The 22579-nt window shown below is 69.8% G+C and carries 26 protein-coding genes; 8 read left to right on the top strand and 18 right to left on the bottom strand.

Annotated features, from left to right (window positions below; translation table 11 throughout):
* Positions 1 to 25: 25 nt before the first annotated feature.
* Genes BN1193_RS15570 through BN1193_RS15560 form a run of 3 tightly spaced genes read right to left on the bottom strand, consistent with a single transcriptional unit; the run spans position 26 to position 2377 of the window.
* A complete protein-coding gene (locus tag BN1193_RS15570) occupies positions 26 to 838 on the bottom strand; it encodes an ABC transporter permease (protein ID WP_040167826.1) in 813 nt (270 codons plus the stop codon).
* Positions 835 to 1767 carry an ABC transporter ATP-binding protein gene (locus tag BN1193_RS15565; protein ID WP_052460865.1) on the bottom strand — a complete coding sequence of 311 codons (933 nt, stop codon included), beginning with the start codon at positions 1765 to 1767 and terminating at the stop codon, positions 835 to 837. The genes BN1193_RS15570 and BN1193_RS15565 overlap by 4 nt, the downstream gene beginning before the upstream one ends.
* A 46-nt stretch (positions 1768 to 1813) precedes the next feature.
* Complete coding sequence (locus BN1193_RS15560; protein WP_040167824.1) at positions 1814 to 2377, bottom strand: GNAT family N-acetyltransferase; 564 nt, start codon at positions 2375 to 2377, stop codon at positions 1814 to 1816.
* Positions 2378 to 2467: 90 nt separating this feature from the next.
* Between BN1193_RS15560 and BN1193_RS15555 the strand changes: the two genes are divergently transcribed.
* Positions 2468 to 2887: a hypothetical protein gene (locus BN1193_RS15555; RefSeq protein WP_040167822.1), complete on the top strand. Its 420-nt coding sequence runs from the start codon at positions 2468 to 2470 to the stop codon at positions 2885 to 2887.
* Positions 2888 to 2893: 6 nt separating this feature from the next.
* Here BN1193_RS15555 and BN1193_RS15550 read toward each other — a convergent pair whose 3' ends face one another.
* Positions 2894 to 3427, bottom strand: coding sequence for a dihydrofolate reductase family protein (locus BN1193_RS15550; RefSeq protein WP_052460864.1), 534 nt, complete (start codon positions 3425 to 3427; stop codon positions 2894 to 2896).
* Between the two features lie 154 nt (positions 3428 to 3581).
* A complete protein-coding gene (locus BN1193_RS15545) occupies positions 3582 to 5012 on the bottom strand; it encodes an MFS transporter (protein ID WP_094770574.1) in 1431 nt (476 codons plus the stop codon).
* Between the two features lie 66 nt (positions 5013 to 5078).
* Between BN1193_RS15545 and BN1193_RS15540 the strand changes: the two genes are divergently transcribed.
* Positions 5079 to 5543, top strand: coding sequence for a MarR family winged helix-turn-helix transcriptional regulator (locus BN1193_RS15540; RefSeq protein ID WP_230206526.1), 465 nt, complete (start codon positions 5079 to 5081; stop codon positions 5541 to 5543).
* An 18-nt stretch (positions 5544 to 5561) separates the two neighbouring features.
* Here the strand turns inward: BN1193_RS15540 and BN1193_RS15535 are convergent, their stop codons facing one another.
* From BN1193_RS15535 to BN1193_RS15520, 4 genes are all read right to left on the bottom strand, one after another.
* The gene (locus BN1193_RS15535; protein WP_040167818.1) at positions 5562 to 6170 is read right to left on the bottom strand and encodes a response regulator transcription factor; all 609 of its coding nucleotides are present in this window, start codon (positions 6168 to 6170) and stop codon (positions 5562 to 5564) included.
* Positions 6167 to 7288 (bottom strand): sensor histidine kinase, encoded by a 1122-nt coding sequence (locus BN1193_RS15530; protein ID WP_052460862.1) that lies wholly within the window; start codon positions 7286 to 7288, stop codon positions 6167 to 6169. The genes BN1193_RS15535 and BN1193_RS15530 overlap by 4 nt, the downstream gene beginning before the upstream one ends.
* Before the next feature lie 77 nt (positions 7289 to 7365).
* Complete coding sequence (locus BN1193_RS15525) at positions 7366 to 8166, bottom strand: ABC transporter permease (RefSeq protein ID WP_040167816.1); 801 nt, start codon at positions 8164 to 8166, stop codon at positions 7366 to 7368.
* Positions 8167 to 8168: 2 nt separating this feature from the next.
* Entirely contained in the window at positions 8169 to 9113 is a 945-nt protein-coding gene (locus BN1193_RS15520; RefSeq protein WP_040167814.1) for an ABC transporter ATP-binding protein, read from the bottom strand.
* 159 nt (positions 9114 to 9272) lie between these two features.
* On the opposite strand from BN1193_RS15520, the gene BN1193_RS18195 reads away from it, so the two are divergent.
* Entirely contained in the window at positions 9273 to 9686 is a 414-nt protein-coding gene (locus BN1193_RS18195) for a hypothetical protein (protein WP_195907883.1), read from the top strand.
* 172 nt (positions 9687 to 9858) lie between these two features.
* Entirely contained in the window at positions 9859 to 10434 is a 576-nt protein-coding gene (locus BN1193_RS15510) for a TetR/AcrR family transcriptional regulator (RefSeq protein WP_040167810.1), read from the top strand.
* Between the two features lies 1 nt (position 10435).
* On the opposite strand, the gene BN1193_RS15505 is transcribed toward BN1193_RS15510, so the two are convergent.
* From BN1193_RS15505 to BN1193_RS15495, 3 genes are read right to left on the bottom strand one after another with little or no spacing between them, the layout of a single operon-like run.
* Positions 10436 to 10747 carry a hypothetical protein gene (locus tag BN1193_RS15505; protein WP_040167808.1) on the bottom strand — a complete coding sequence of 104 codons (312 nt, stop codon included), beginning with the start codon at positions 10745 to 10747 and terminating at the stop codon, positions 10436 to 10438.
* Between the two features lie 24 nt (positions 10748 to 10771).
* Complete coding sequence (gene argG, locus BN1193_RS15500; RefSeq protein ID WP_040167807.1) at positions 10772 to 12202, bottom strand: argininosuccinate synthase; 1431 nt, start codon at positions 12200 to 12202, stop codon at positions 10772 to 10774.
* Positions 12203 to 12251: 49 nt separating this feature from the next.
* Positions 12252 to 12578 carry a hypothetical protein gene (locus BN1193_RS15495; protein WP_141396708.1) on the bottom strand — a complete coding sequence of 109 codons (327 nt, stop codon included), beginning with the start codon at positions 12576 to 12578 and terminating at the stop codon, positions 12252 to 12254.
* Positions 12579 to 12799: 221 nt separating this feature from the next.
* On the opposite strand from BN1193_RS15495, the gene BN1193_RS15490 reads away from it, so the two are divergent.
* Together BN1193_RS15490 and BN1193_RS15485 are read left to right on the top strand one after the other, a co-directional pair.
* The gene (locus BN1193_RS15490; RefSeq protein WP_040167805.1) at positions 12800 to 13771 is read left to right on the top strand and encodes an alpha/beta hydrolase; all 972 of its coding nucleotides are present in this window, start codon (positions 12800 to 12802) and stop codon (positions 13769 to 13771) included.
* Between the two features lie 61 nt (positions 13772 to 13832).
* Positions 13833 to 14825: a helix-turn-helix domain-containing protein gene (locus BN1193_RS15485; protein ID WP_040167803.1), complete on the top strand. Its 993-nt coding sequence runs from the start codon at positions 13833 to 13835 to the stop codon at positions 14823 to 14825.
* 12 nt (positions 14826 to 14837) lie between these two features.
* Here BN1193_RS15485 and BN1193_RS15480 read toward each other — a convergent pair whose 3' ends face one another.
* The 6 genes from BN1193_RS15480 to BN1193_RS15450 all read right to left on the bottom strand — a co-directional run bounded on the left by BN1193_RS15480 (position 14838) and on the right by BN1193_RS15450 (position 19712).
* On the bottom strand, positions 14838 to 15356 hold the full coding sequence (locus BN1193_RS15480) for a CGNR zinc finger domain-containing protein (RefSeq protein ID WP_040167801.1): 519 nt from the start codon (positions 15354 to 15356) through the stop codon (positions 14838 to 14840).
* A gap of 251 nt (positions 15357 to 15607) precedes the next feature.
* A complete protein-coding gene (locus BN1193_RS15470; RefSeq protein ID WP_052460861.1) occupies positions 15608 to 16807 on the bottom strand; it encodes an LCP family protein in 1200 nt (399 codons plus the stop codon).
* A gap of 79 nt (positions 16808 to 16886) precedes the next feature.
* Entirely contained in the window at positions 16887 to 17780 is an 894-nt protein-coding gene (locus tag BN1193_RS15465) for a Pr6Pr family membrane protein (RefSeq protein ID WP_195907882.1), read from the bottom strand.
* 74 nt (positions 17781 to 17854) lie between these two features.
* Complete coding sequence (locus tag BN1193_RS15460) at positions 17855 to 18544, bottom strand: peptidylprolyl isomerase (protein WP_040167795.1); 690 nt, start codon at positions 18542 to 18544, stop codon at positions 17855 to 17857.
* A gap of 43 nt (positions 18545 to 18587) precedes the next feature.
* Positions 18588 to 19274, bottom strand: coding sequence for a winged helix-turn-helix transcriptional regulator (locus tag BN1193_RS15455; RefSeq protein ID WP_040167793.1), 687 nt, complete (start codon positions 19272 to 19274; stop codon positions 18588 to 18590).
* A 3-nt stretch (positions 19275 to 19277) separates the two neighbouring features.
* Complete coding sequence (locus BN1193_RS15450; RefSeq protein ID WP_040167790.1) at positions 19278 to 19712, bottom strand: VOC family protein; 435 nt, start codon at positions 19710 to 19712, stop codon at positions 19278 to 19280.
* A 165-nt stretch (positions 19713 to 19877) separates the two neighbouring features.
* Between BN1193_RS15450 and BN1193_RS15445 the strand changes: the two genes are divergently transcribed.
* Entirely contained in the window at positions 19878 to 21164 is a 1287-nt protein-coding gene (locus BN1193_RS15445) for an adenylosuccinate synthase (RefSeq protein ID WP_040167788.1), read from the top strand.
* Positions 21164 to 22528 carry a lactonase family protein gene (locus tag BN1193_RS15440; protein ID WP_040167786.1) on the top strand — a complete coding sequence of 455 codons (1365 nt, stop codon included), beginning with the start codon at positions 21164 to 21166 and terminating at the stop codon, positions 22526 to 22528. Before BN1193_RS15445 ends, BN1193_RS15440 begins: the two co-directional genes overlap by 1 nt.
* Positions 22529 to 22579 lie beyond the last annotated feature (51 nt).

The following is a 22579-nucleotide window of genomic DNA, read 5'->3' as shown; positions in this document are numbered from 1 at the left end:
CGCCGGGCGGAAAGCGTCCGGCCGCTCAGACGCGAGCGGTGTCGCGACGGAAGAACATCACCGCGAGTCCGGTGAAGATCACGAACCAGACGACCAGGTTCGGGATCGCCCAGGGGTCCGGAGCGACGCCGATGACGGCGGACTGGGCGAGGTCGGCGATTCCCCACAGCGGAGTGAACTTCGCCGCGACCTGCAGCAGGTCCGGCATGAGGTACAGCGGGACGAACAGCCCGCCCATGAAGCTCAGCACCGGCAGCAGCGGGCCCATGTAGCGTATGGCGTTCTGAGCCGGGAAGGCGTACCCGACGGCGAGGCCGAGGCTCGTCATGGACATCGAGGTCAGCCAGGCCACGAACCCGGCCAGGAGGACGTTGCCCAGCGGTGCGGTGATGCCCAGGAGCGCACCGGCGACGAGCGTCACCACGACCGCGATCGCTGCCAGCACCATGCCGGTGGCAACCTTGATCAGGATGTAGACCGCCGGATTCAGTGGCGTGAGGCGGAGCTGGCGACTCCAACCCTGGCCGCGTTCGGCGGCCACGGTCACTCCCGTCATCGTGGAGCCCACGAGGGCGGCGTACACCGCCATCGAGATCATGATCGGGACGGCCGCGGACATGCCGCCGTCAGCGACGGACACGTCCGAGATCGACCGGGACTTCAGTGGCAGCCCGACCAGGACGAGCATCGCGATCGGGAAGACCACGGTGAAGATGATCACCGAGTAGTTCTTGAACAGCCGCTTCAGCTCGATGCCGAAGAACGTCCAGCTGAATCCACCGAGACGCGGGGCGTTGCGGGTGGTCGCGTCGATGCGATCGAGGCGTGTGTCGCTCATTCGCCCTCTCCCGTCAGCTGCAGGAACGCCTGTTCCAGGTTCTGGCTGGTGATGGTCACGTCCCGCGCGTCGGTCGAGGTCAGCAGGAAGCGTGCCACCGCGTCCGAGTCCGTGGACCGCACGACCACCCGGGTCCCGCGGGTCTCCGCCGCCTCGACACCGGGAATCGCTCGCAGAGCGTCCAAGTCCGGCGTGCTCCACTCCGCCTCCACCGTGCGACCGGCGGCGAGGGCTTTGATCTCCGCCGTGGTGCCGTCCGCCGCGATCCGACCGCGGCGGACGAGGACGATGCGGTCCGCGTACTGGTCCGCCTCCTCCAGGTAGTGCGTGGCGAACACGACGGTGCGGCCGCGCGCGGCGTCGGCGTGGATCGCCTGCCAGAAGGAGTGCCGGCCCTCGACATCCATGCCCGTGGTCGGCTCGTCCAGCACGATCAGGCCCGGGTCGCTGAGCAGGGCCATCGCGAAGCGGAGACGCTGCTTCTGGCCGCCGGAGCAGCGGGACACCTTGCGGGTGGCGAGCTCGGCGATGCCGGCGCGCGCCATCGCCTCCTCGATGCTCGTGGCGTGCGCGAACAGGGAGGCGGTCAGGCGCAGCGTGTCGCGGACGGTGACGTCACCGAGCAGCCCGCCGGTCTGCATCACCGCGGACACGAGTCCGCGCGAGACGGCGCTGCGCGGCGACTGGCCGAACAGCTCGACGGTTCCCGCGTCCGGCTGCGAGAGCCCCAGCAGCATGTCGATCGTCGTGGTCTTGCCGGCGCCGTTGGGCCCGAGGAAGGCGACGACCTCGCCCTGACGCACGTGCAGGTCGATCCCGTCGACCGCGGTGACGTTCCGGAAGCGTTTGATGAGGCCGTCGGCGCGGACGGCGAGTGGACGCCCATCCGTGTCCGAGCGCGCCGGATCGACGCGTGGGGCTGAGGTCATGAGTCCATCCAACACCCCGTCGTCGGTATCGACGGTCCGCGGACGCTCAGGAGAGCACGACAGCGAGCTGCGCAGAGGTGAGCGGACGGTCCGCGTACACGAGCCGAATGACGCTCGGATCGGGGTTGCCGGCGTCCGGACCGCGGTGCACGAGCGAGAAGCCGATCTTCTCCGCCACACGTGCGGATGCCGCGTTGTGCTCCACCAGATACGCCACGATCGGGGTGTCCGGACGCGTGGCACGGGCCCGCGCGATCGCCGCTCGCGACACCTCGGTGGCATAGCCGTGCCCGTGCTCATCGGCGTCGATGCGGTAGCCGAGGTTCCACACGGTCGCCTCGTCGCCGATCAGCGAGCAGCCGCCGTAGCCGATCAGCCGGTCATCCGTCCGGGAGCGCAGCGTCCACGTGCCGAGCCCGGCGCGGTCCCAGCTGCGCTGCCAGCGGTCCACCATCGCGGCGGTCTGCGCGTGGTCGGTGTGCCGCAGCGACGGGTAGTGCCGCCAGACGCGCTCGTCGGCGCAGAGGCGGAACAGCGCGTCGAGGTCGTCGTCGGTGGGTCGGTCCAGGCGGAGGCGGTCGGTGCGGAGAGGGGATAGTGCGATGGCCACGCACTGACCCTAACCGTGACCACCGACGCTCGTGACGCTCATCCCTGACCTTCTGATGACGCGGCGCTTCTCGCGTCGTAGCGTGGAGGTATGGAAGCGGATCGCAGGCTCGCGCCCCTCATCGGGGACTGGGACGGGACCGAAGAACTGTTCGCCACGGAATGGGCGTCGGCGGGTGGTGCCCGGGGTGCACTGTCCGTCTCGCCCATTCCGGGCGGTGTGGTGGTGGACTACGTCGTGCTTCGGCCGGGCGAGGACGCGTTCGTGGCGCACGGGGTGCTCAGTGGCGAGGGCTGGTGGTGGTTCGATTCGTTCGGGTCCACGCCCACCGAACCCGGCACGGCGGGATGGCAGGACGATCTGCTCGTCCTGGAGCGCCGGTCCGAGCGCGGGCGGAACGTGATGGGGATCGCCGTCTCGGGTGATCGGCTGGAGGTTCGGGTGGCGTTCGCGGGCCCGGACGAGGCCGAGCTGCGGCCGGTGAGCTCGGGAGCCTACCGGCGGCGCTGACGGAGGTCAGGCGCGCAGGACGTAGCGGAGGTCGATGCGTTCGCCGGTCCGGAGGGCGTCGTCCAGGTCCAGGTCCAGACGGCGATGCAGCCCCCCGGCGAACCGTATGCCCGCCCCCAGCATCACCGGTGTGACGTGCACCTCGAGACGGTCGATCAGCCCGGCGGCGAGCAACGCGCACGGGAGTCGGGACCCGCAGACCTCGACGTCCGCACCATCGGCCGCGACACGTGCGGCCGTGATGAGGTCGGTCGGGTCTCCGGAGACGACGTCGACGAGCGGATCGGGCACGCGATGGTGCGAGGCGACGAGCAGCGGTCCGTCCCAGGAGCGGTAGATCTGGCCCGGGAGTCCGCCCGGGCGGGAGATCGCGTCGTCATACCACCCGCGTCCGGCCAGGACGGCGCCGATGTCGTCGTCCGTGGTCTCCGAGAACGGGGGCGCGGTACCCCCGCGGCCGAGGACCCAGGTGGTGTCGCCGTGGGTGTCGGCGACGAAGCCGTCGAGGGAGATCATGACGTGCCAGATGGTGCGGAACATGGGGTGCCTCCTGCGGTGTTCGACGGCACACTATGCACGTTCCCCCGGACCTGGCCGCACTTCATCCACCGTTTCCGTACTGCTTGCGTGTGCGAGGCGCGCGGCGGCCGGAAGAGGTCGAGCGGACCGCCTCGACACCATCTCCACCTGGCCCTCAGTGCTTGCCGCCGGTGCGCACCGGGGGACCCGGGATCAGCGCGGCCGCGATCGCCGCGATCAGTGCCAGTCCGCCGCCGATGAGCAGGCTCGTCGTGAAGCCCGCGAGCGTCGGAACGCTGTGCCCCTCCGCCCCGGCCACCGACATCCCGGACAGGACGAGACCGATCACGGCTGCGGCGATCGTGGTGCCGAGCGAGCGCATGAGGGAGTTGAACCCGTTCGCGGCCGCCTTCTCCGTGGCGGGCACGGCGGAGAGGATCAATGCGGGCATGGCCCCGTAGGTCAATCCGGTGCCGCAGCTGGTCAGCAGAGCGGTGAACACGAGCACCCACAGCGATCCGGTGCCGAGCGCGGAGGCGAGGTAGCCGATCGCCATGACCACGCTGCCGATCGTCAGCGTGACCTTCGCGCCCCAGCGGCGGGTGATCGCGGCGCCGAGTCCGGACACCGCCATCATGCCGAGGCCGGCCGGGGCCATCCACAGTCCCATCTGGAACGTGGACTGCCCGTGTCCGTATCCGGTCGCGACGGGCAGCTGCATGAGCTGCGGGAGGATCAGCGACTGCGCGTACATCGAGAATCCGATCAGGATCGAGGCGATGTTGGTCAGCAGCACGACCGGGCGGACGGTGGCGTGCAGGTCCACCAGCGGTCCGGGGCGGCGCAGTTCCCACAGGCTCCACAGCACGAACACGACGACGGCGCCGAGCAGCATGCCGAGCGTGAGCGGGCTCGTCCACCCCCACGCGGTGCCCTTCGAGATGCCGAGCAGCAGGCCCGTGAGACCCAGTCCGAGTCCGACGGTGCCGACCCAGTCGAAGCCGTGCTCGTGACCCCGTGCGGCGTGGGACGGGATGACCTTCGCGACCGCGAGCAGGATCAGGACGCCGGCCGCGGCGGTGATCCAGAACAGCACCCGCCAGTCGGCGAACTGGATGATCGCGGCCGACGCCGGCAGGCCGAGCGCGCCCCCGACGCCGAGGGAAGAGCTCATCAGCGCCATCGCGGAACCCACGCGCTCGGAGGGGAGGACGTCGTGCAGCAGCGAGATGCCGAGCGGGACGACGCCGGTGGCGAGCCCCTGCAGTCCGCGACCGATCACCATCGGCACGAGGGACCCGGACAGCGCGCAGATCACGGACCCCACGATGAACGGGATCAGCGCGATGAGGATCATCTTCTTCTTGCCGTGCATGTCCGCGAGGCGCCCCATCACCGGAGTGGAGATCGCGCCGGTGAGCAGGGTGATCGTGACGACCCACGACGCGTTCGAGGCACTCGTGTGCAGCAGGTCCGGCAGGGATCCGATGATCGGGATCACCAGGGTCTGGGCCATCGAGACCACGATTCCGGCGGCGGCGAGCGTCGCGATGATCGCGGTCGGATTCGTCGTCTTCTGTTGCTGCACGGTGGCCGTCGCCATCATTCCTTCTCTCTATGTTGCGCGATACAACACACTTGTACCGTACAACCAACGTGAGAGACTGGGCAAGTGAATCCCGAAGCGATGGACGAGATCGAGTACGAGATGATGCTGCTCACGCGGCATGTCACGCGGCTTCCCGGCCACAGCCGCCGCACCGGCGGGCAGCTCGATCACAGCGCTTATCTGCTGCTGAGCTATCTGGACGTGGCCGGTCCTCTGACGCTTCGCGAGCTCACCGAGGCCACGGGCCTGGAGACCTCGACCCTGTCCCGGCAGACGAACGCACTGCTGCGGGACGCCCATGCCGAGCGGGTCCCTGACCCCGCCGGCGGGCTCGCCCGGAAGTTCCGCATCACCGCGCTCGGGCGCCGCGTGCTGGGGGAGGAGCGAGCTGCGGGCAAGGAATCGCTCGGCCGCGTGATGTCGGACTGGTCAGCGCGCGATCGGGCCGCGTTCGCCGGGTTCCTCGAGCGTTTCAACCGCGGGATCGAGTCCCGAACCGGACGGACGGCGCCGCGTCCGGAGCGCTGACGACGCTGCCCCAACCGGTCACACCAGCCACCCGCGCTCTTCCGCGATGCGGGCGGCGTCCACACGCGTGCGCGCCTCGAGCTTCTGCATGGCCGAGGACAGATGATTGCGGGTCGTCCCCTCCGACAGGTGCAGCGCCCCGGCGATGTCGGCGATCGTGCCGCCGTCGCGGGCCGCGGTGAGGACGTCCACTTCGCGCGGCGTGAGCGGTGAGGGGCCTGCGGTGAGGGCGTCCGTCGCGAGAGCCGCGTCGATCACGCGGTCGCCGCGATGGACGCGACGCACGACATCGGCGAGCTCGGTGGCGGGGGTGTCCTTCACGACGTACCCGGACACCCCGGCCGCGAGCGCGCGCGACAGGTACCCGGCGCGGCCGAACGTCGTCACGATGACGACCTTCACCTGGGGCATCGCCTGCCGCAGGTCCGCCGCGGCGCTCAGGCCGTCCTGCCCGGGCATCTCGACATCGAGCAGCGCCACATCCGGCGTGCACCGGTGCGCGAGCTCCACCACCTCGTCGCCGCGCCCGACTTCGCTGACCACCTCCAGGTCGTCCTCGAGCCCGAGCAACGTCGCCAGGGCTCCCCGAATCAGCGCCTGGTCGTCCGCGATCAGCACCCGGATCATGCCGACACCTCCACGAGGAATCCGCCGTGGCTCGAGCGACCGATCGTCAATGAACCACCGGCGTCCCGCGCGCGATCGCCGAGGCCGGCGAGGCCCGTCCCGGGCACATCGTCCGGATTCGGACCCGTCCCGTCGTCCTCGACGCGGATGCGGTGCGGGTTGAGTGATACCCAGCAGGCGGTGGCCCCGGAATGCCGGACGATGTTGGTGCCCGCCTCCCGCAGGACCCAGCCGAACAGCTCGCGGTTGCTCTCCGGGACATCGTCCGTGGTCGTCGGCAGGTGGGCGGTGACGCCGGCGGCCGGCAGCAGCGTCCGCAGGGACGCCAGTTCACTGGCGACGCGCACCTGGCGGTAGCCGGACACGACCGCACGCATGTCATCCAGCGTTGACCGCGCAAGAGTCTGCACCTCCCGGATCTCGCGGGCGGCGGCGTCCGCGTCCCGGCCGGACAGGGTCGCGGCGAGATCGGCCTTCAACGCGATCGCGGACAGCGAGTGACCGAGGATGTCGTGCATGTCGCGTCCGACCCGGTTGCGCTCCTCCTCGACGGCCACGCGCGCGAGCTCCTCCTGCGTCGCTCGCAATTCGCGCATCGTCCTGAGATTCGTCGCGAACGACATCATGAGCAACCCCACCGAGACGATGATGAGTGGGATCGTCCAGGGCTCGAGATCCTTGAGCGGCCACATCAGGTTGATCGCCAGAGCCAGCGCGGTGAGAGCCAGGATCCCGGTGACCATCCAGCGGCGACGTATCCCCATCATCGCGATCGCGACGGCGGGGTAGACCAGCCACCCCGTGGCCGCGGAACCGAAGACGACCAGGAACGGCGCGGCCAAGACGAGGATCCCCGCGGGCACGATCCATCGCCGTCGCACCGGCCACGCCTGCATGATCGGCACCGCCACCATGAAGCCGATCATGAACAGCAGCAGGTCGACGCTCAGCAGGACCGCGATCGGGACGGGCTTGGCGAAGATCAGCGGGAGGAGCCCGAAGCCGACGGCGAAGATCAGGCTGACGAACGCGCCGAAATACCAGCCCCGAGCGAACCGCGCGGTCAGGGCGTCACGCAGGAAGACACCGCTGCGCGGGAGGGCGCGAGGCTCAGTCATGACGGTTCCTCCTCCGGGACGTCGTGCCGACGATACCGCGCCGCCTCGCGGACGAGGCGGCGCGGTATCGTCCTGCGTCAGACGCGCTTGGTGTCACGACGGAACATCAGGATGGCGAGGCCGGTGAAGATCGCGAACCAGGCGAGCAGATTCGGAACCGCCCACACGTCCGGCGCCGCCCCGACGATCGCCGACTGCGCGAGGTTGGCGATGCCCCAGACGGGAGTGAACTTCGCGGCGTCCTGCACCGCCTGCGGTAGCAGATACAGCGGGAAGAACAGCCCGCCCAGGAAGCTCAGGATCGGCAGGATCGGGCCGAGGTAACGCATCGCGTTCTGCGCCGGGAAGGCGTAGCCGATCGCGAGACCGAGGCTCGTCATGCTGATCGACGTGATCCAGGCGAGGAGTCCGGCGCCGATGAGGTTGCCGATGGGGGCCTTGATGCCGATGGCGGCGCCGATGATCAGCGTGACGATGACGGCGATCGCGCCGAGCACGAGCCCGCAGAACACCTTCACGAGAATGTAGACGACCGGGTTCAGCGGGGTGAGGCGCAACTGCCTGCTCCAACCCTGAGCGCGTTCGGACGCCACCGAGACGCCCGTCATCGTCGACGCCATCATCGCCCCGTACACGGCCATCGAGATCATGATCGGGACGGCTGCGGAGATCCCGCCCTGCGCGACGGGCGTGGACGAGGTCGAGAAGTTCTTGTTGGGGAGGGCGACGAGGAACAGCATCACGATCGGGAAGATCAGCGTGAAGATGATCACCGAGGAGTTGCGGAACGTCCGCTTGAGTTCGATGCCGAGGAAGCGGCCGCTGAAGCCGCCCCACCGGGGTGCGTTGCGGGTCGTCGTGTCGATCGCGACAGACATGATCAGGCTCCTTCCGCGTCGTCGCCCGTGAGGGCGAGGAACGCCTGTTCGAGGTTCTGGCCGGTGACGGTCACGTCGTGGGCTTCGGTCTGGTTCAGCAGGTACCGGGTGACGTCGTCGGACGCGCTGGTGCGGATGAGCACGCGCGAACCGCGTACCTCGACGGTGCTGACGCCGGGCAGAGTCGCCAGTCGTGACTGGTCGGCTCCGGGCAGTTCGGCCTCGACCGTGCGTCCGGTGCCGAGCGCCTTGATCTCGGCCGTGGTGCCGTCCGCCACGATCCGGCCCTTCCGGACGAGCACGATGCGGTCGGCGTACTGGTCTGCCTCTTCGAGGTAGTGGGTGGCGAAGACGACGGTGCGGCCGCGCCCGGCGTCGGCGTGGATCGCCTGCCAGAACGAGTGCCGACCCTCGACGTCCATCCCGGTGGTGGGCTCATCGAGGATGATCAAGCCCGGGTCGCTGACCAGGGCCATCGCGAAGCGCAGGCGCTGCTGCTGCCCGCCCGAGCACTTCGACACGCGGCGGTTCGCGATGTCGGCGATGCCCGCACGGGTCATGGCTTCGTCGACGCTCGTGCTGTGCGTGAACAGCGATGCGGTCAGTTGCATCGTCTCGCCGACGGTGAGGTCGCCGAGGAGCCCACCGGTCTGCATCACGGCCGAGACGAGTCCGCGGCTGATCGCCGATCGGGGCGACTGCCCGAACAGCTGCACGGTGCCCGAATCCGGCTGGGACAGCCCGAGCAGCATGTCGATGGTGGTGGTCTTGCCCGCGCCGTTCGGGCCGAGGAAGGCGACCACTTCACCCTGTCGGATGGACAGGTCGAGTCCGTCCACCGCGGTGAACGAACCGAAGCGCTTGGTGAGGCCGCGGGCGTCGACGGCCAGCGGGGGCCGAGTGGCTGCTGCCTGCCCGGCGGCGGTGGAGAGGAGTGTGTCGTTCATGTATCCAGAGTCCCGCGCGGGCCGCCCGAGGATGCATGAAGGTTGTCACGACCTGCCCATGACATCCGTCACGGGCGTTCGTGGACCTGCCGCGTGGTTCACCGCGGCGTCCGGAGCGTCGGCGGACGCCGGCACGCCGCCCGGGCTATCGTCACTTCCGTGAGCACCCCGGCCGCCCTCGCGCCCTTCGTGGGCACCTGGGTCGGTCGCGAGCACCTCGCCGTCGCCGGCTCCGTGGTGGAGGCGTCAGCGCGGTTCGACGTCGCGGAGGTGCCCGGTATCGGGGTTTTCGTGGAGTACCGGCAGGACCGCGCGGACGGGTCCCTGACCGGGCGCGGCATCATCGCCGGCGACGGGTGGTGGTGGTTCGACAGCAACGGAGCTCGGCCGGAAGAGCCCGGCACCGCGCGCGTGGTCGACGGTGTCCTGGTGCTGGACCGGGATACCGATGCATCGCGGACCGTCGTCCGGCTGTCGATCCAGGACGACGCCCTGGTGCAGATGCTCGACGTCGCCGCGCCCCCGGAGGGTCCGCTGCAGCCGACCGTCCGCGGCTCCTACCTCCGCGCCTGACCCGCTCCCACTCCCGACACTTCCGCGGCGCGGGAAGTGTCCCCATCGAGAGCAAGTTTCCGGATGCTCACACCTGCGGCAGTTCGGACGCCGCAGAACTGCGGGAAGCGAGAGCGACCCGGGCGGGCGCGGGCGTCCGGACCGATTCCGACGGTCGCGGGATAATGGTGGGATGCCGAAGATCTCCAAGCCGACGATCCGCGAGCACAAGGAGTCCGTCCGTGCCGCCCTCGTCGGCACGGCTGCGGACATCATCGAGCGGGAGGGCGTCGCCGCCGTGCTTCCCGGAACGGTGACGGCCGGGGCCGGGGTCGCGCGCAGCACCTTCTACAAGTACTTCGCGACGCGCGACGACGTTCTGGTCGCGGTCGGCGTCGAGGCGATGGAGGCGTGGGCCGCCGAACTCGGCGAGGCCGTGGATGCCCAGGAGGAGGGGCTGCCTCGATTGCGCGCCCTCGTGGACGCCACGATGCGGATGACCGCGGACGGCAGGCACGACCTCGCGTCCGCGCTGCGCGACGAGCAGCTGAGCCCGACCCATCGCGAAGACCTGATGGCCCTGCACGACGCGCTCTTCCGGCCGGCGCTCACGGTGCTGGCCGGGTTGGACGTGCCGAATCCGGAGCGCGCGTCGCACCTCATCCAGGGCGTGCTCGGCATCGGCGTGCAGCTGGTGCAGCACGGGGTCGCCCCGCAGGAGGCCGCCGACGACGTCTACCGGCTGATCACCAGGGGGCTGCTGACCTGAGTCAGTCGGCCTCGGCCAGTTGCGCGAGCAGCTCCGTGGCGCGCTCGCGGTCCCACTCGATGATGGGCTCGTCGGGGTAGGCGTCCATGTTCTCCAGCGCCTCCTCGAGCATCGCCTGCGCGGCGTCGGCGTCGGTGAACGTCAGCAGCTCTCCGAGCGAGACGGCGGACTGGCAGCCGACGAGGGTCTTGGGGTCGATCTCGACGATCTGGCGGAACAGGGCCTCGGCCTTGTCGTACGCCTTGCGCTCGGCGAGCATGTGCGCCCTCTGGAACTTGACCTTCTGCTGGGGGGTCCCGATGTTGTCCGTCACCCCTCCAGTTTCTCATCCCACGGGTCAGTCGGTGCCGGAGTCGAAGGCGGCGGACTCGCCGGCCGCGTCGAACTCGGCGGCCTCGGCCTGCTGCTCGGCGGTGCCGGCGGCGATCTCCGCGGCGTCGCCGGACGTGTAGCCGCCGACGAGCTCGCCCGTCGGGCCGCCGATGAGGCCCAGGCGGGCGTACTGCTCGAGGCGCGAGCGGGAGTCCGCGATGTCCAGGTTGCGCATGGTGAGCTGGCCGATGCGGTCGGTCGGACCGAACGCGGCGTCGCCGACGCGCTCCATCGACAGCTTTTCCGCGGCGTAGGACAGGTTCGGCGACTCGGTGTTCAGGATCGTCCAGTCGTCACCGCGACGCAGGCGCAGCGTGACGGTGCCGGAGATCGTCGAACCGACCCACTTCTGCACCGACTCGCGGAGCATGAGGGACTGCGGCTCCAGCCAGCGGCCCTCGTACATCAGGCGGCCGAGGCGGCGACCCTGCTCGTGGTACGTGGCGAGGGTGTCCTCGTTCAGGATGCCGTTGACCAGGCGCTCGTAGGCGATGAACAGCAGCGCCATGCCGGGGGCCTCGTAGATGCCGCGCGACTTCGCCTCGATGATGCGGTTCTCGATCTGGTCGCTCATGCCGAGCCCGTGGCGGCCGCCGATGCGGTTGGCCTCGAAGACGAGGTCCACCGGGTCGGCGAACTCCTGGCCGTTCAGGGCGACCGGACGTCCGCCGTCGAACGTGACGGTGACGTCGTCCGTCGCGATCTCCACGGACGGGTCCCAGTACTTCACGCCCATGATCGGGTCGACGCTCTCCAGCGAGACGTTGAGGTACTCGAGGGTCTTGGCCTCGTGCGTCGCGCCCCAGATGTTGGCGTCCGTGGAGTAGGCCTTCTCGACCGAGTCACGGTACGGGAAGCCGTGCTCGACGAGCCACTCGCTCATCTCCTTGCGGCCACCGAGTTGCGAGACGAAGTCGGCGTCCAGCCACGGCTTGTAGATGCGCAGGGCCGGGTTCGCGAGCAGTCCGTAGCGGTAGAACCGCTCGATGTCGTTGCCCTTGTAGGTGGAGCCGTCGCCCCAGATGTCGACACCGTCCTCCTTCATCGCGCGGACCAGCAGCGTGCCGGTGACGGCGCGTCCGATCGGCGTGGTGTTGAAGTACGTCTTGCCGCCGGAGCGAATGTGGAAGGCGCCGGTCTGCAGGGCGACGAAGCCCTCCTCGACCAGAGCGGTCTTGCAGTCGATCAGGCGCGAGACCTCGGCGCCGTACTCGGTCGCACGTCCCGGGATCGACTCGATGTCGTCCTCGTCCGGCTGGCCCAGGTCACCCGTGTAGGTGCAGGGGACGGCGCCGTTGTGACGCATCCACGCCACGGCCACGGAGGTGTCGAGGCCTCCCGAGAAGGCGATGCCGACGCGCTCGCCGACGGGAAGGGATTCGAGGACCTTGGACATGCTTTCCAGTCTACCGGCGCGCCATGGTGCGAAAATCCGCGTCTCGGGGTCAGGAGGTGAGGGCCACGTTGGCGACGACACCCGCCGCCGCGGCGATCACGATGCCGAGCGATGCCGCGATCACGGCGAACCTTCGTTCCCGCCCGGTCTGCGGTGGTGACGACTTCCGGCACAGCGCGAGGAGGCCGCAGATCCCGGCGGCGATCACCAGCATCCACGTGTCCATCCACAAGTACGCCGGGCCGGGATTCTCGACCGGGCTGGCAGGGGGCAGGGCGGCGATCACGACCAGGAACCAGGCCACCAGCCCCGCGCCTCCGGCGAGCCCCAGACTGGTCCCCGCCAGGTTGCGCCGAGCCTTCGGGGTGATCGCCATGGCGTGAGCATAGGGGGCCGCGAGCCCGGGAGCCAGGTCGGGAGGGCCCTGGGCCGTGGTGAGGCCGCGGGTGTCGCTCATGAGGTGCGGACCCGCCAGGCGGCGGTCCGCTCGGGACGGAACGGCAACGGACGGCGGGTTACGCTCGGACGCAGGGCGCGGGAACCTGGCGGCAGGTCGTCGATGCGGCGACCGCGCCAGCTGAGAACGAAGGAGTTCCCATGTCCGACACCATTACGCGTCCACCGTTCGACCCGGAGCTGGAGGCCGCGCTCGCGGTCATCGGCGAGACCATGCCGCCGACGCTGACGCCGGAGATGATTCCCGCGCTGCGCGAGGGGATGGCGGCCGGGACGCCCCAGACCATGGCGCTGATCGCCGAGCGCGGCTTCGTGACGCGCGATGTGACGATCCCCGGACACGACGGGGACGACATCGTGGTGTCCGTCATCGAGAAGGAGGGACGCACGGGCACCGGACCGGGGTTCTTCCACACGCATGGCGGCGGCATGATCATCGGCGACCGCTGGGGTGGCGTGGGTGGCTTCCTGGATTGGGCGGAGCGCTACAACGGCGTCATCGTGACGGTCGAGTACCGGCTCGCTCCCGAGTTCCCGGACCCGTACCCGGTGGAGGACTGCTACGCCGGACTCGTGTGGACGGCCGCGCACACCGATGAGCTCGGTATCGACCCGTCGCGTCTGCTCATCGGCGGCGCGAGCGCGGGCGGTGGGCTTGCGGCGGGGACCGCCCTGCTCGCGCGTGATCGCAGCGGTCCCGCGCTCGTCGGCCAGCTGCTGATCTACCCGATGCTGGATGACCGCGACGAGAGCGTGTCGACCCGGCAGATCGACGGCGTCGGGGTCTGGGACCGCGGCGCGAATGTCACCGGATGGTCCGCCCTGCTGGGGGAACGCTGCGGCGGCGGTGACGTCTCGATCTACGCCGCTCCCGCTCGCGCGACCGATCTGTCCGGCCTCCCGCCGGCGTTCATCGACGTCGGCAGTGCCGAGGTCTTCCGCGACGAGGACGTCGCCTACGCCACGGCTCTGTGGGCCGCGGGTGTGCAGGCCGAACTGCACGTCTTCGCGGGCGGCTTCCACGGCTTCGACAACTTCGTGCCGCAGGCGGCGGTCTCTCAGGCGATGTTCGCCGCACGGGACAACTGGATCACGCGCCTGCTCGGCGACTGAGAAGTCCCACCCTGGGCGCGCGATCGCGCCTAGGGTGGGTATCCCGCGCGATGGAGCCCGAATGCAAGATCTGCTGGGGCGTTTGACCGCCCTCGACCCCGACGCCAGCGAAGCGCTGAAGGTCGTCGCGTTCTTCGACGCCCTGGTGGCGCGTTCGGTCGGCATCGAGAGCATGGTGCGCGGAGCGGCCGTGCTCACCGGCGTCGCCACGGGATTCCGCGACGGTACGCGCGTCGTCCGGGTGGACGCGACGGGTGTGCGAACGGTGGAAGGCCCGACCGACGCGCCCTGGCCGTCGCGCGCGTGCGGTCCGGACGCCGAGGTCTGGGTCGAGCGCGCGGGGCTCGCGCACCACAACGACGCCATGGTGCTCGAGCGTCTGGCCCTCGCGATCGGCATCATCCGGGCGCGACGGGACCCCGGTCCGGCCAGCGCCGTGGAACTCGCCATCAGCGCACACGCGGGCGCGGACGAACGGGCGGGTGCGGTCGCGCGCCTGCGGTTGCCCGCGGAGACGGTGCGCGTGGTCGCGACGCCGGCAGACCCGCCGCCGCGGGCCGCGCATGCCTCCGCCGTCATCGCCACCCGGCGCGGTCTGACCCGCGCGACGATCCTGCCGGGCGACGTTCGCGTCACCGAGGCCTGGGACACCGACACGGAGCGCGCCGGGATCGGAGTGACGGGTCCGGGGACAGCCCTGCCCGAATCGTGGACGTCCGCTCTCGTGGCGCTCCGCCTGACCTCCGCTGACGAGCCCCGCCTCGATGCGGCGGACCTCGGCGTCTCGCTGGCGGTCGCCCTGGCCGCGGAGGACGCTGCGCCGCACCCGGACGTGTCGGCACTCGCGGCTCTGGACCCGCGTGCGCTCGAGATCCTGGACGCGCTGGTGTCCGAGCAGAGCGTACGAGGAGCGGCGGTCCGTCTCGATCGCCATCACTCCAGCGTGCAGGAGCGGGTGAACGCCCTGTCGGAGGTCCTGGGTTATGACCCGCGGACGCCGCGAGGCCGGACCCGCTACGCCCTCGCTCGCATGCTTCTGACGCTTGCCGAGTGACGCGCGAGGCCGTCAGGTCGCACGGGCGCGGTGGCGGCGGACGGCGGCACGGTTCGCGCACCGGACGGAGCAGTAGCGCTGGCGGCCGTTGCGGGTGATGTCCACCACGACGTTGCGACACGGTTCCGCGGCGCAACGGCTCAGGCGCGACATCCCCCGGGTGGTCAGATGCAGCGCGGTGCCGACGGCGAACACCGCGGCCAGAACGTACGGCAGCGCGGCCGAGTCGTCGCGGTAGTGCAGGTGCCAGCTCTCGCCGTCGTGGTTCGTCAGCGACGGCATCGCGCTCGCGGCGGCGATCTGCGCGTTCAGGACCGCGGCGCGCTCGGACTCGTCCGTGGCGTCGACGACGCGCAGCCAGTCATCCACGACCGCGCGAACGCGCTGAAGGTCATCCGCGCGTTCGTCGAACGTCATCGTCATCCCGAACTCGCGTGTCCGCGCTTCCAGATCGGCCCGGGTCTCGGGCCAATCGTTCGTCAGCGATGCCGCCAGGAGGACCGCGTACTCCCCGTAAGGGTTGAGTTGCATAACGGCATTACATCACGCTGGATACATGAGCACCAGGACCTGCGCCTCCCCGACCGTCTCCACTGCCGCCCACGAGCACGCCTGGACCACGGAATCGGCCCATCGCACGTCCGAGGGAACCGTTCGATACGTGCGATGTGCTTGCGGCGCCCGCCGCGTCGACCTCGATGTGTCGTCGGTCCCGGTCGGACTCAGCGCCCTCGTCGGAACGCCGGATGCGGGGCCCGATCCCCTGCACCACCCGGCGTGAGTCAGCCGTTGCCGTTCGAGCAGGTCTCCTGAGCGGCGGTCTGACCGGACGCGCCCCAGCCGAGCTCGACCGGCTTGGTCGACGGCACGGTGGTCGATCCCGGGTCCGGCGTCGGATCCTCCGTGACCGGGTCCTCGGTCGTGGGTTCCTCGGACGGATCCGCGGCGTTCGGGTCGGTCGTGCCGACACCGGTGCGCGACAGGGTGAACACCTCATTGTTCTTGATCGCCGTCAGGAGCTGATCAGCTTCGTCTCCGGATGCCGCGAGCCCGTCGGAGACGTCGTAGACGGGGAACGTCACGAAGGTGATCGCATCGCTCGGCACATCCTTGATCGTCAGGGCCAGTTGTGCCATGCGCACCGGATCGGCCAGTTCCTTCGAGGGCTCCATGTTGTGCGCGACGATGGTGGCGAGATTCAGCAGCGTCACCGGGTTGGTCAGGACCTCCTCGCTGCGCAGTTTGTTCACCAGGCGGGACATGTACTGCTGCTGGTTGGAGATGCGGGCGATGTCGCTCTCGCCGGACAGGCCGTAGCGCGTCCGCAGGAACTGGAGGGCATCGCCGCCCTTGACCTTGTGCATACCCGGGTCGAGGTCGACGCGGGTGTTCGCGTCGTGGATGCCGCCGGCGCCGACGCAGACCTCGACGCCACCGATGGCATCGGTGATCTGCATCACGTTCAGGAAGCTCAGTTTGGCGGCGTAGTCGACGTTCAGTCCGGTCAATTGGTCCACGGCCGCTTTGACGCACGCGAGACCGCCGCTCATGTATGCGGTGTTGATCTTGGCGGTGCCCTCGACGGAGCACGCCTCGCCGCCGGGGATCTCGGTGTAGAGGTCGCGCGGGAACGACAGCACGGTCACGCGCCGCGGCTCCTCCGACACGTGGATCAGGATGTTGACGTCGTTGAGCTGGTGGGTCGCCTCGTCGCCGGAGCAGCGATCCACGCCGATGAAGTCACGAATCGAGTCCGCGCACTCATCGGTGCCGACCACGAGGAGGTTGAACGCCCCGTCATACGCCTTGAGCTCGGCGGCCGGCGGCTTGGTCGTCGTTCCGATGTTGACCGCGTTGTTCTGGATCGCCCCGGCGAGGTCGGAGACGATGAAGACACCGACACCGACCGCGGCGAGGGCCACGGCGCCGACGGCCGCGGTGATGAGCGTGAACAGACGACGCATCGGACTGCGCTGGGTCATGGCGGCGTGCTGTGAGACTGTCCGCCTCGGCCGGGTCCTGCTCATGCGTCACTGTCCTTCCGGTCGCGGCGCCATACTCTCACACGTCGCCGCGATGCTCCGGAAGGACGCTCGCCGGCGACGGCGGCGGATCCGCGTCCGGGACGGTCGCTGCGGGGGGTTCCGTTGCCGCGATCATGTCGGCGGGTGCGGGGGGAGGCGCGTCTGCCGGAGCCGGCACTTCGACGGCGTCGTCGTCCGTCGTCGGCTCGTCTGTCGTCGACACGTCCGTGACGACGCGACGACGCCGCGTCCACCACACCGCGATGCTCGCGACCGCGATGATGAGGGCCGCGATCACCAGGATCCAGAACGCGACGCCGAGGTAACCGTTCGCCGTCAGATACGGATTCAGGAACGGATAGGGATACCACCACGCCTGGCCGGTGCGCGGATTGGTGATGTGCTCGCCCCGAGCCAGCGTGTAGACCACCCAGAGGATGGGGAACGCCACCACGATCCAGATCGTCCACCAGGGCACCGGTCGGCGGGCGACGCGGAGGATCAGTTCCACGAGAAGGATCAGAGGCGCGATCACGTGGGCGACCTCGTTCGACCACGGCACGGTGGCGCCCTGGTCCAGGGGGATACCGCGCAGGAGGAGGTTGTAGACGATGCCGGTGATGACCATGTACGTGCCCGTGGCCACGATCATCACGGACAGCGCGTGCGGCTCGTAGCGTTTCACCGCTCCGCGCGCGAGCACCCAGATGCCGGCGATGGCCAGGACGACGGCGGCGGCGATGTTGGCGAGGATCGTGAAGAAGCTGAAGAAGTTCCCCACCACGGTGGGCAGGTGCCACCCTCGATCCTCGGCGATGGACACGGTCGTGCCGAGCTGTGAGATGACCGCCGCGACGATGACTCCCGCAGTGGCGAGGCGGACCAGTCCCCAGGCCAGGCGCGGTCCGTACGCGGGTCGCGGGGCTGTCATGCGCTCAGCGTAGCGACGACGCTGGAACCGCGGCCACGCCACGCCCGGCGCGTGGGAGGGGGCTCGCCCCAGGATCAGCCGATCGTGACGCCGGTGATCGTGACGGGAGTCTTCGGGGCGCCGTCGGCGCCACCGTCGGCGGTGCCGGCTTCGCCGACCTTCTGCACGGCCGCGATCCCGGCCTCATCCATCATGCCGAACACCGTGTACTCGGGCGGCAGAGGGGTGTCGCCCCACACCAGGAAGAACTGCGAGCCGCCGGAGTTCGGTGCCGTGGTCTTCGCCATCGCGAGGGTGCCGACCGGGTAGGTCTCGGAGCCGCTGAGCTCATCCGGAATCGTGTAGCCCGGACCCCCCGTGCCCTTGCCGGTCGGGTCGCCGCACTGCAGCACACGGATGCCGGACGTCGTCAGGCGGTGGCACGACGTGTCGTCGAAGTAACCCTGCTTCGCCAGCGACAGGAAGCTGTTCACGGTGCAGGGTGCGGTGTTCGCCGCGAGCGTCACGCCGATGTCGCCGACGGACGTGTGGATCACGGCCTTCACCTGCCCGGTTTCGGTCGGCTCGGTGGGCGGGGCCTCGACGTCCTTCGCGGCGCCGGCGGCAGCCGGGTAATCGCATGCGCCGTTCGCCTGCGCGGAAGCCGAACTCTGCGCGGGCGCCGGAGCGGCGGCGGATCCGGCACCGGAGGTTCCGGTGGCGCATCCGGCGAGGATGAGCAGAGCGGCGGCGGCCACGGGGACCGAAAGCAGGCGAAGTCGCATGCCTCCGAGGGTACGTGATCCGGGTCGGGAGCCCGGACGGGGCTCAGCGGACGGGATCGATCCGGAAGACCGTGGCGAATCGCTCCAGCAGTGCGGGGTCACCGCTCTCCAGCGCGAGCGCGCCGTCGGCGACCGCCTCCGCGGGCCGGATGTCACCGCTGAGCAGGCGGCGCAGCCCGGCCCCGCCGGAGATGACCAGGTCCGCCGCCTCTGCCGGGAGGGCTCCGCCCACCGGCGGTGCCGGCGGGGCGAGCTGCCACGAGCGCAGCCTGCCCTCCGCGACGCGCACGCGCACCGCGACCGCGCCGACTCGCACCTCGTAGTCGGTGGCCGGCAGTTCGGCGGCCTCCTCCGGACGGAACGCGCTGCGCAGAGCCATGGTCAGGCCGTCCGCGGTCAGTTCTTCGTCGTCCGTCCGCTCGTCCAAGGCGGCGAAACCCCACCGGCCCAGGGCCAGCACGATCGGCTCCAGTGCCGCCCCATAGGGCGTCAACTGATACACCAGCCCGCACTTCGCGATCGGGGCCCGACGGACCACCCCACCGGCCTGCAGTTCCTTCAACCGCGCGGCCAGGATGTTCGTCGGGATCTTCGGCAGCCCCGCCTTGAGGTCGGTGTACCGGCGCGGGCCGACGAGCAGATCCCGGACGATCAGCAGCGCCCACCGCTCGCCGATCAGCTCGATCGCGGTGCTGACCCCGTCGTACTGCCCGTAGGTGCGTGCCGCCACGGCTCAGCTGTTCTCAGCGAGGTAGGCCTCCGGCCCCTGTTCGGCCGCCTCCGGTGCCATGTAGAGGAACTCGAGGATGTTGCCGTCCGGGTCCTCGAGGTCGCGGGAGTACATGAAGCCGTAGTCCTGCGGGTCGCGCGGCTCGGAGCCACCGTGAGCGAGGCCGGCGGCCAGCGTGCTGTCGACGTGCTCGCGCGAGTCGCGGGTGAGCGCGAAGAGCGCCTGCGCGGTGGATTTCGGGTCGGCGACGGGCTTGTCGGTGAACGTCTGCAGGTAGTCGCGGGTGAGGACCATGAAGTAGACGTCCTCGCTGAACACGATGCACGCGGCGTTCTCGTCCGTGAAGAGGGGGTTGATCGTGGCGCCGAGCGCGGTGTAGAAATCCTTGCTGCGCTCGAGGTCGGTGGAGGGGATGTTGACGAAGATCTGGGTGGACATGGGGGCTCCTATTCTGGACCGTCGGCGATCGTCGACTCGTCAAGCTTGCAAAAAACAAGTAACGCTGTCAAGGGGTGTCGGGCAACCTCCGGATCGGCCGTTTTGGGCCTCCCCGATAGAATGGGGTGGACCCGCTCGGGTCCCTTTCCACGGGGGTGTACCCAAATGCCAGGAATCGTGATCGTCGGCGTCCAGTGGGGCGACGAGGGCAAGGGCAAGGCCACAGACCTGCTCGGCGAACGCACGGACTGGGTGGTGAAATTCAACGGTGGCAACAACGCCGGCCACACCGTCGTCATCGGCGACGAGAAGTACGCCCTGCACCTGCTCCCCTCCGGCATCCTCTCGCCCGGCGTCACGCCCGTGATCGGCAACGGCGTCGTGATCGACCTCGAGGTGCTCTTCGGCGAGCTCGAGGCCCTCAGCGCTCGCGGCATCGACGTCTCGCGTCTGAAGGTCTCCGCCAACGCGCACGTGATCACGCAGTACCACACGACCCTCGACAAGGTCACCGAGCGCTTCCTCGGCAAGCGCAACATCGGTACCACCGGGCGGGGCATCGGTCCGGCCTACGCCGACAAGATCAACCGCATGGGCATCCGCATCCAGGACCTGTTCGACGAGAACATCCTGCGCCAGAAGGTCGAGGGTGCGCTCGATCAGAAGAACCACCTGCTGGTGAAGATGTTCAACCGTCGCGCGTTCGACGTGGACACGATCGTCGAGGACCTGCTGCAGTACGTCGAGCGCCTGCGTCCGATGGTCGCCGACACGTCGCTGCTGCTGGATGACGCCCTGAAGCGCGGCGAGGTCGTCGTGTTCGAGGGCGGCCAGGCGACGATGCTCGACATCGACCACGGCACCTATCCGTTCGTCACGTCGTCCTCGGCCACCGCCGGCGGCGCCGCCACCGGTTCGGGCATCGGACCGAACAAGCTCGACCGCATCGTCGGCATCGCGAAGGCGTACGCCACGCGCGTCGGATCGGGTCCGTTCCCGACCGAGCTGTTCGACGAGAACGGCGACATGCTGCGCTCGCGCGGCTTCGAGTTCGGCACGACGACCGGACGTCCGCGTCGCGTCGGTTGGTACGACGCACCCACGACCCGGTACGCGACCCGCATCAACGGCCTGACCGACATCGTGCTGACCAAGCTCGACATCCTCACCGGCATCGAGCGGATCCCGGTGTGCGTGGCGTTCGACGTCGACGGCGTCCGCTTCGACGAACTGCCGGTCAACCAGACCGACTACCACCACGCCAAGCCGATCTACGAGTACTTCCCCGGCTGGACCGAGGACATCTCGACGGCCCGGGCCTTCGAGGACCTGCCGCAGAACGCGCAGGACTACGTCCTCGCGCTGGAGAAGATGAGCAACACGCGCATCTCGGTGATCGGCGTCGGTCCCGCCCGCGACGCCGTCGTCGTGCGCCACGACCTCGTCGACTGATGCGCTTCTGGCTCGGCGGCTACTCCGCCGACATGGACGGCACCGGCTCCGGCATCGGCGTCCTCCATGCCGGCGGAGCCGCCGAGCAATCCGCCTCGGGTGCGCTGGCGTTCGCCGGTACGGCGGTGACGACGTCCTCGCCGTCCTGGCTGGCCGCGCACCCCACGCTGCCCGTGGTCTACGCGACCCTCGAGGGCGACGGCACCGTGCAGGCGTTCCGCCGCACCGGCCTGGAGACACTGGTCGTCCACGGCCCCGCGGTGGTCACGGGCGAGTTCACGTGTCACGCGGCCGTCTCTCCCGACGGCACGCTGCTCGTGGCGACCGCCTATGGCGACGGCAGCGTCGCGTTCATTCCGCTCACGGCTGACGGCGCACTCGGCGAAGCCATCTTCGGTGCGCTTCCGACCGATCCGCACGCCGGAGTCGTCGGTGGCGGACGGATCGATGATCCGAACCTCGGAGCGCTGACGGCGTCCGGTTTCGCCCTCGCCGGAACGGACGCCCCGGCGCCCCGACCGGAGACCACCGATGTCGCGCGGGCGGCCGACGCGCTGCGCGCCGCGGTCGGATCGGAGTTCGCCCACCTCGTGCCGTCGTACACCGGCGACGACGGGGACGAGTTCGCGCGCTTCCTCGCCGAGCAAGACCTCCTGCTGCTGGGTCCGGACGCCACCGAGCGTCGTCTCGCGGGCGATGTCGCGGCCGCCATCATCGCCGACGCCGCTCCGGTCGCGAAGGCTCCGGAAGCCCCGGAAGGACGCGTCCCGCACGCGCATCAGGCCCGGTTCCTCTCGCGCGGGGTGATCGCGACGACCGACCTCGGATTCGACCTCGTGCGGCTCTGGGCGCGCAGCGCGCGCGGGTTCGTCGAGATCCAGTCCGTCGCACTGCCGCAGGGTTCCGGCCCGCGTCACATGGTGTGGCATCCCAGCGGCCACCTGCACGTGGTCACCGAGTACTCGTGCGAAGTCTTCACGCTGGCCCCGGATGATGCCGGTCGCTGGCGAATCCTGGCGGCGACGCCCGTTTCCCGCGAGGCCGTCGTCGGCGCCGACTTCCCGAGCGAGTTGTCATCGTCCGCGAGCGGAGAGCACCTCTACGCCGGCGTGCGCGGCTCCAACACGATCGCGACGCTCGCGGTGAAGGAGAACGGCACCCGGCTCGTCCCCGTTGCGGCGGTCGACACCCACGTGGACTGGCCTCGCCACCACGTGCTCGTGCGCGACGTACTCCTCATCGCGGGCCAGCGCAGCGACACGGTCGCGGCGCTGACGATCGACGAGCGGTCGCAGCTGCCGACCGTGCGCCGATCGATCACGGATGCACCGACCCCGACCGCACTGCTGCCCGTCTTCGATTGACCGGCGCTGCACGACGGACGTGACCGCCGCCCTAGGATCGGAGGGCGAATG

It is taken from the genome of Microbacterium gorillae (assembly GCF_000826185.2).
Lineage (GTDB): Bacteria > Actinomycetota > Actinomycetes > Actinomycetales > Microbacteriaceae > Microbacterium > Microbacterium gorillae.
This window is presented reverse-complemented; position numbering and strand designations above follow the sequence as displayed.

Bases quoted from the DNA above. Each gene is read 5' to 3' on its own strand.
- BN1193_RS15485 (WP_040167803.1), top strand. From the start codon at position 13,833: ATGCAAGATCTGCTGGGGCGTTTGACCGCCCTCGACCCCGACGCCAGC.
- BN1193_RS15555 (WP_040167822.1), top strand. From the start codon at position 2,468: ATGGAAGCGGATCGCAGGCTCGCGCCCCTCATCGGGGACTGGGACGGG.
- BN1193_RS15535 (WP_040167818.1), bottom strand. From the start codon at position 6,170: ATGATCCGGGTGCTGATCGCGGACGACCAGGCGCTGATTCGGGGAGCC.
- BN1193_RS15470 (WP_052460861.1), bottom strand. From the start codon at position 16,807: ATGACCCAGCGCAGTCCGATGCGTCGTCTGTTCACGCTCATCACCGCG.
- BN1193_RS15570 (WP_040167826.1), bottom strand. From the start codon at position 838: ATGAGCGACACACGCCTCGATCGCATCGACGCGACCACCCGCAACGCC.
- BN1193_RS15450 (WP_040167790.1), bottom strand. From the start codon at position 19,712: ATGTCCACCCAGATCTTCGTCAACATCCCCTCCACCGACCTCGAGCGC.
- BN1193_RS15565 (WP_052460865.1), bottom strand. From the start codon at position 1,767: ATGACCTCAGCCCCACGCGTCGATCCGGCGCGCTCGGACACGGATGGG.
- BN1193_RS15440 (WP_040167786.1), top strand. From the start codon at position 21,164: ATGCGCTTCTGGCTCGGCGGCTACTCCGCCGACATGGACGGCACCGGC.
- BN1193_RS15490 (WP_040167805.1), top strand. From the start codon at position 12,800: ATGTCCGACACCATTACGCGTCCACCGTTCGACCCGGAGCTGGAGGCC.
- BN1193_RS15550 (WP_052460864.1), bottom strand. From the start codon at position 3,427: ATGTTCCGCACCATCTGGCACGTCATGATCTCCCTCGACGGCTTCGTC.
- BN1193_RS15530 (WP_052460862.1), bottom strand. From the start codon at position 7,288: ATGACTGAGCCTCGCGCCCTCCCGCGCAGCGGTGTCTTCCTGCGTGAC.
- BN1193_RS15460 (WP_040167795.1), bottom strand. From the start codon at position 18,544: ATGCGACTTCGCCTGCTTTCGGTCCCCGTGGCCGCCGCCGCTCTGCTC.
- argG (WP_040167807.1), bottom strand. From the start codon at position 12,202: ATGTCCAAGGTCCTCGAATCCCTTCCCGTCGGCGAGCGCGTCGGCATC.
- BN1193_RS15545 (WP_094770574.1), bottom strand. From the start codon at position 5,012: ATGATGGCGACGGCCACCGTGCAGCAACAGAAGACGACGAATCCGACC.
- BN1193_RS15480 (WP_040167801.1), bottom strand. From the start codon at position 15,356: ATGCAACTCAACCCTTACGGGGAGTACGCGGTCCTCCTGGCGGCATCG.
- BN1193_RS15495 (WP_141396708.1), bottom strand. From the start codon at position 12,578: ATGGCGATCACCCCGAAGGCTCGGCGCAACCTGGCGGGGACCAGTCTG.
- BN1193_RS15445 (WP_040167788.1), top strand. From the start codon at position 19,878: ATGCCAGGAATCGTGATCGTCGGCGTCCAGTGGGGCGACGAGGGCAAG.
- BN1193_RS15520 (WP_040167814.1), bottom strand. From the start codon at position 9,113: ATGAACGACACACTCCTCTCCACCGCCGCCGGGCAGGCAGCAGCCACT.
- BN1193_RS15510 (WP_040167810.1), top strand. From the start codon at position 9,859: ATGCCGAAGATCTCCAAGCCGACGATCCGCGAGCACAAGGAGTCCGTC.
- BN1193_RS15465 (WP_195907882.1), bottom strand. From the start codon at position 17,780: ATGACAGCCCCGCGACCCGCGTACGGACCGCGCCTGGCCTGGGGACTG.
- BN1193_RS15525 (WP_040167816.1), bottom strand. From the start codon at position 8,166: ATGTCTGTCGCGATCGACACGACGACCCGCAACGCACCCCGGTGGGGC.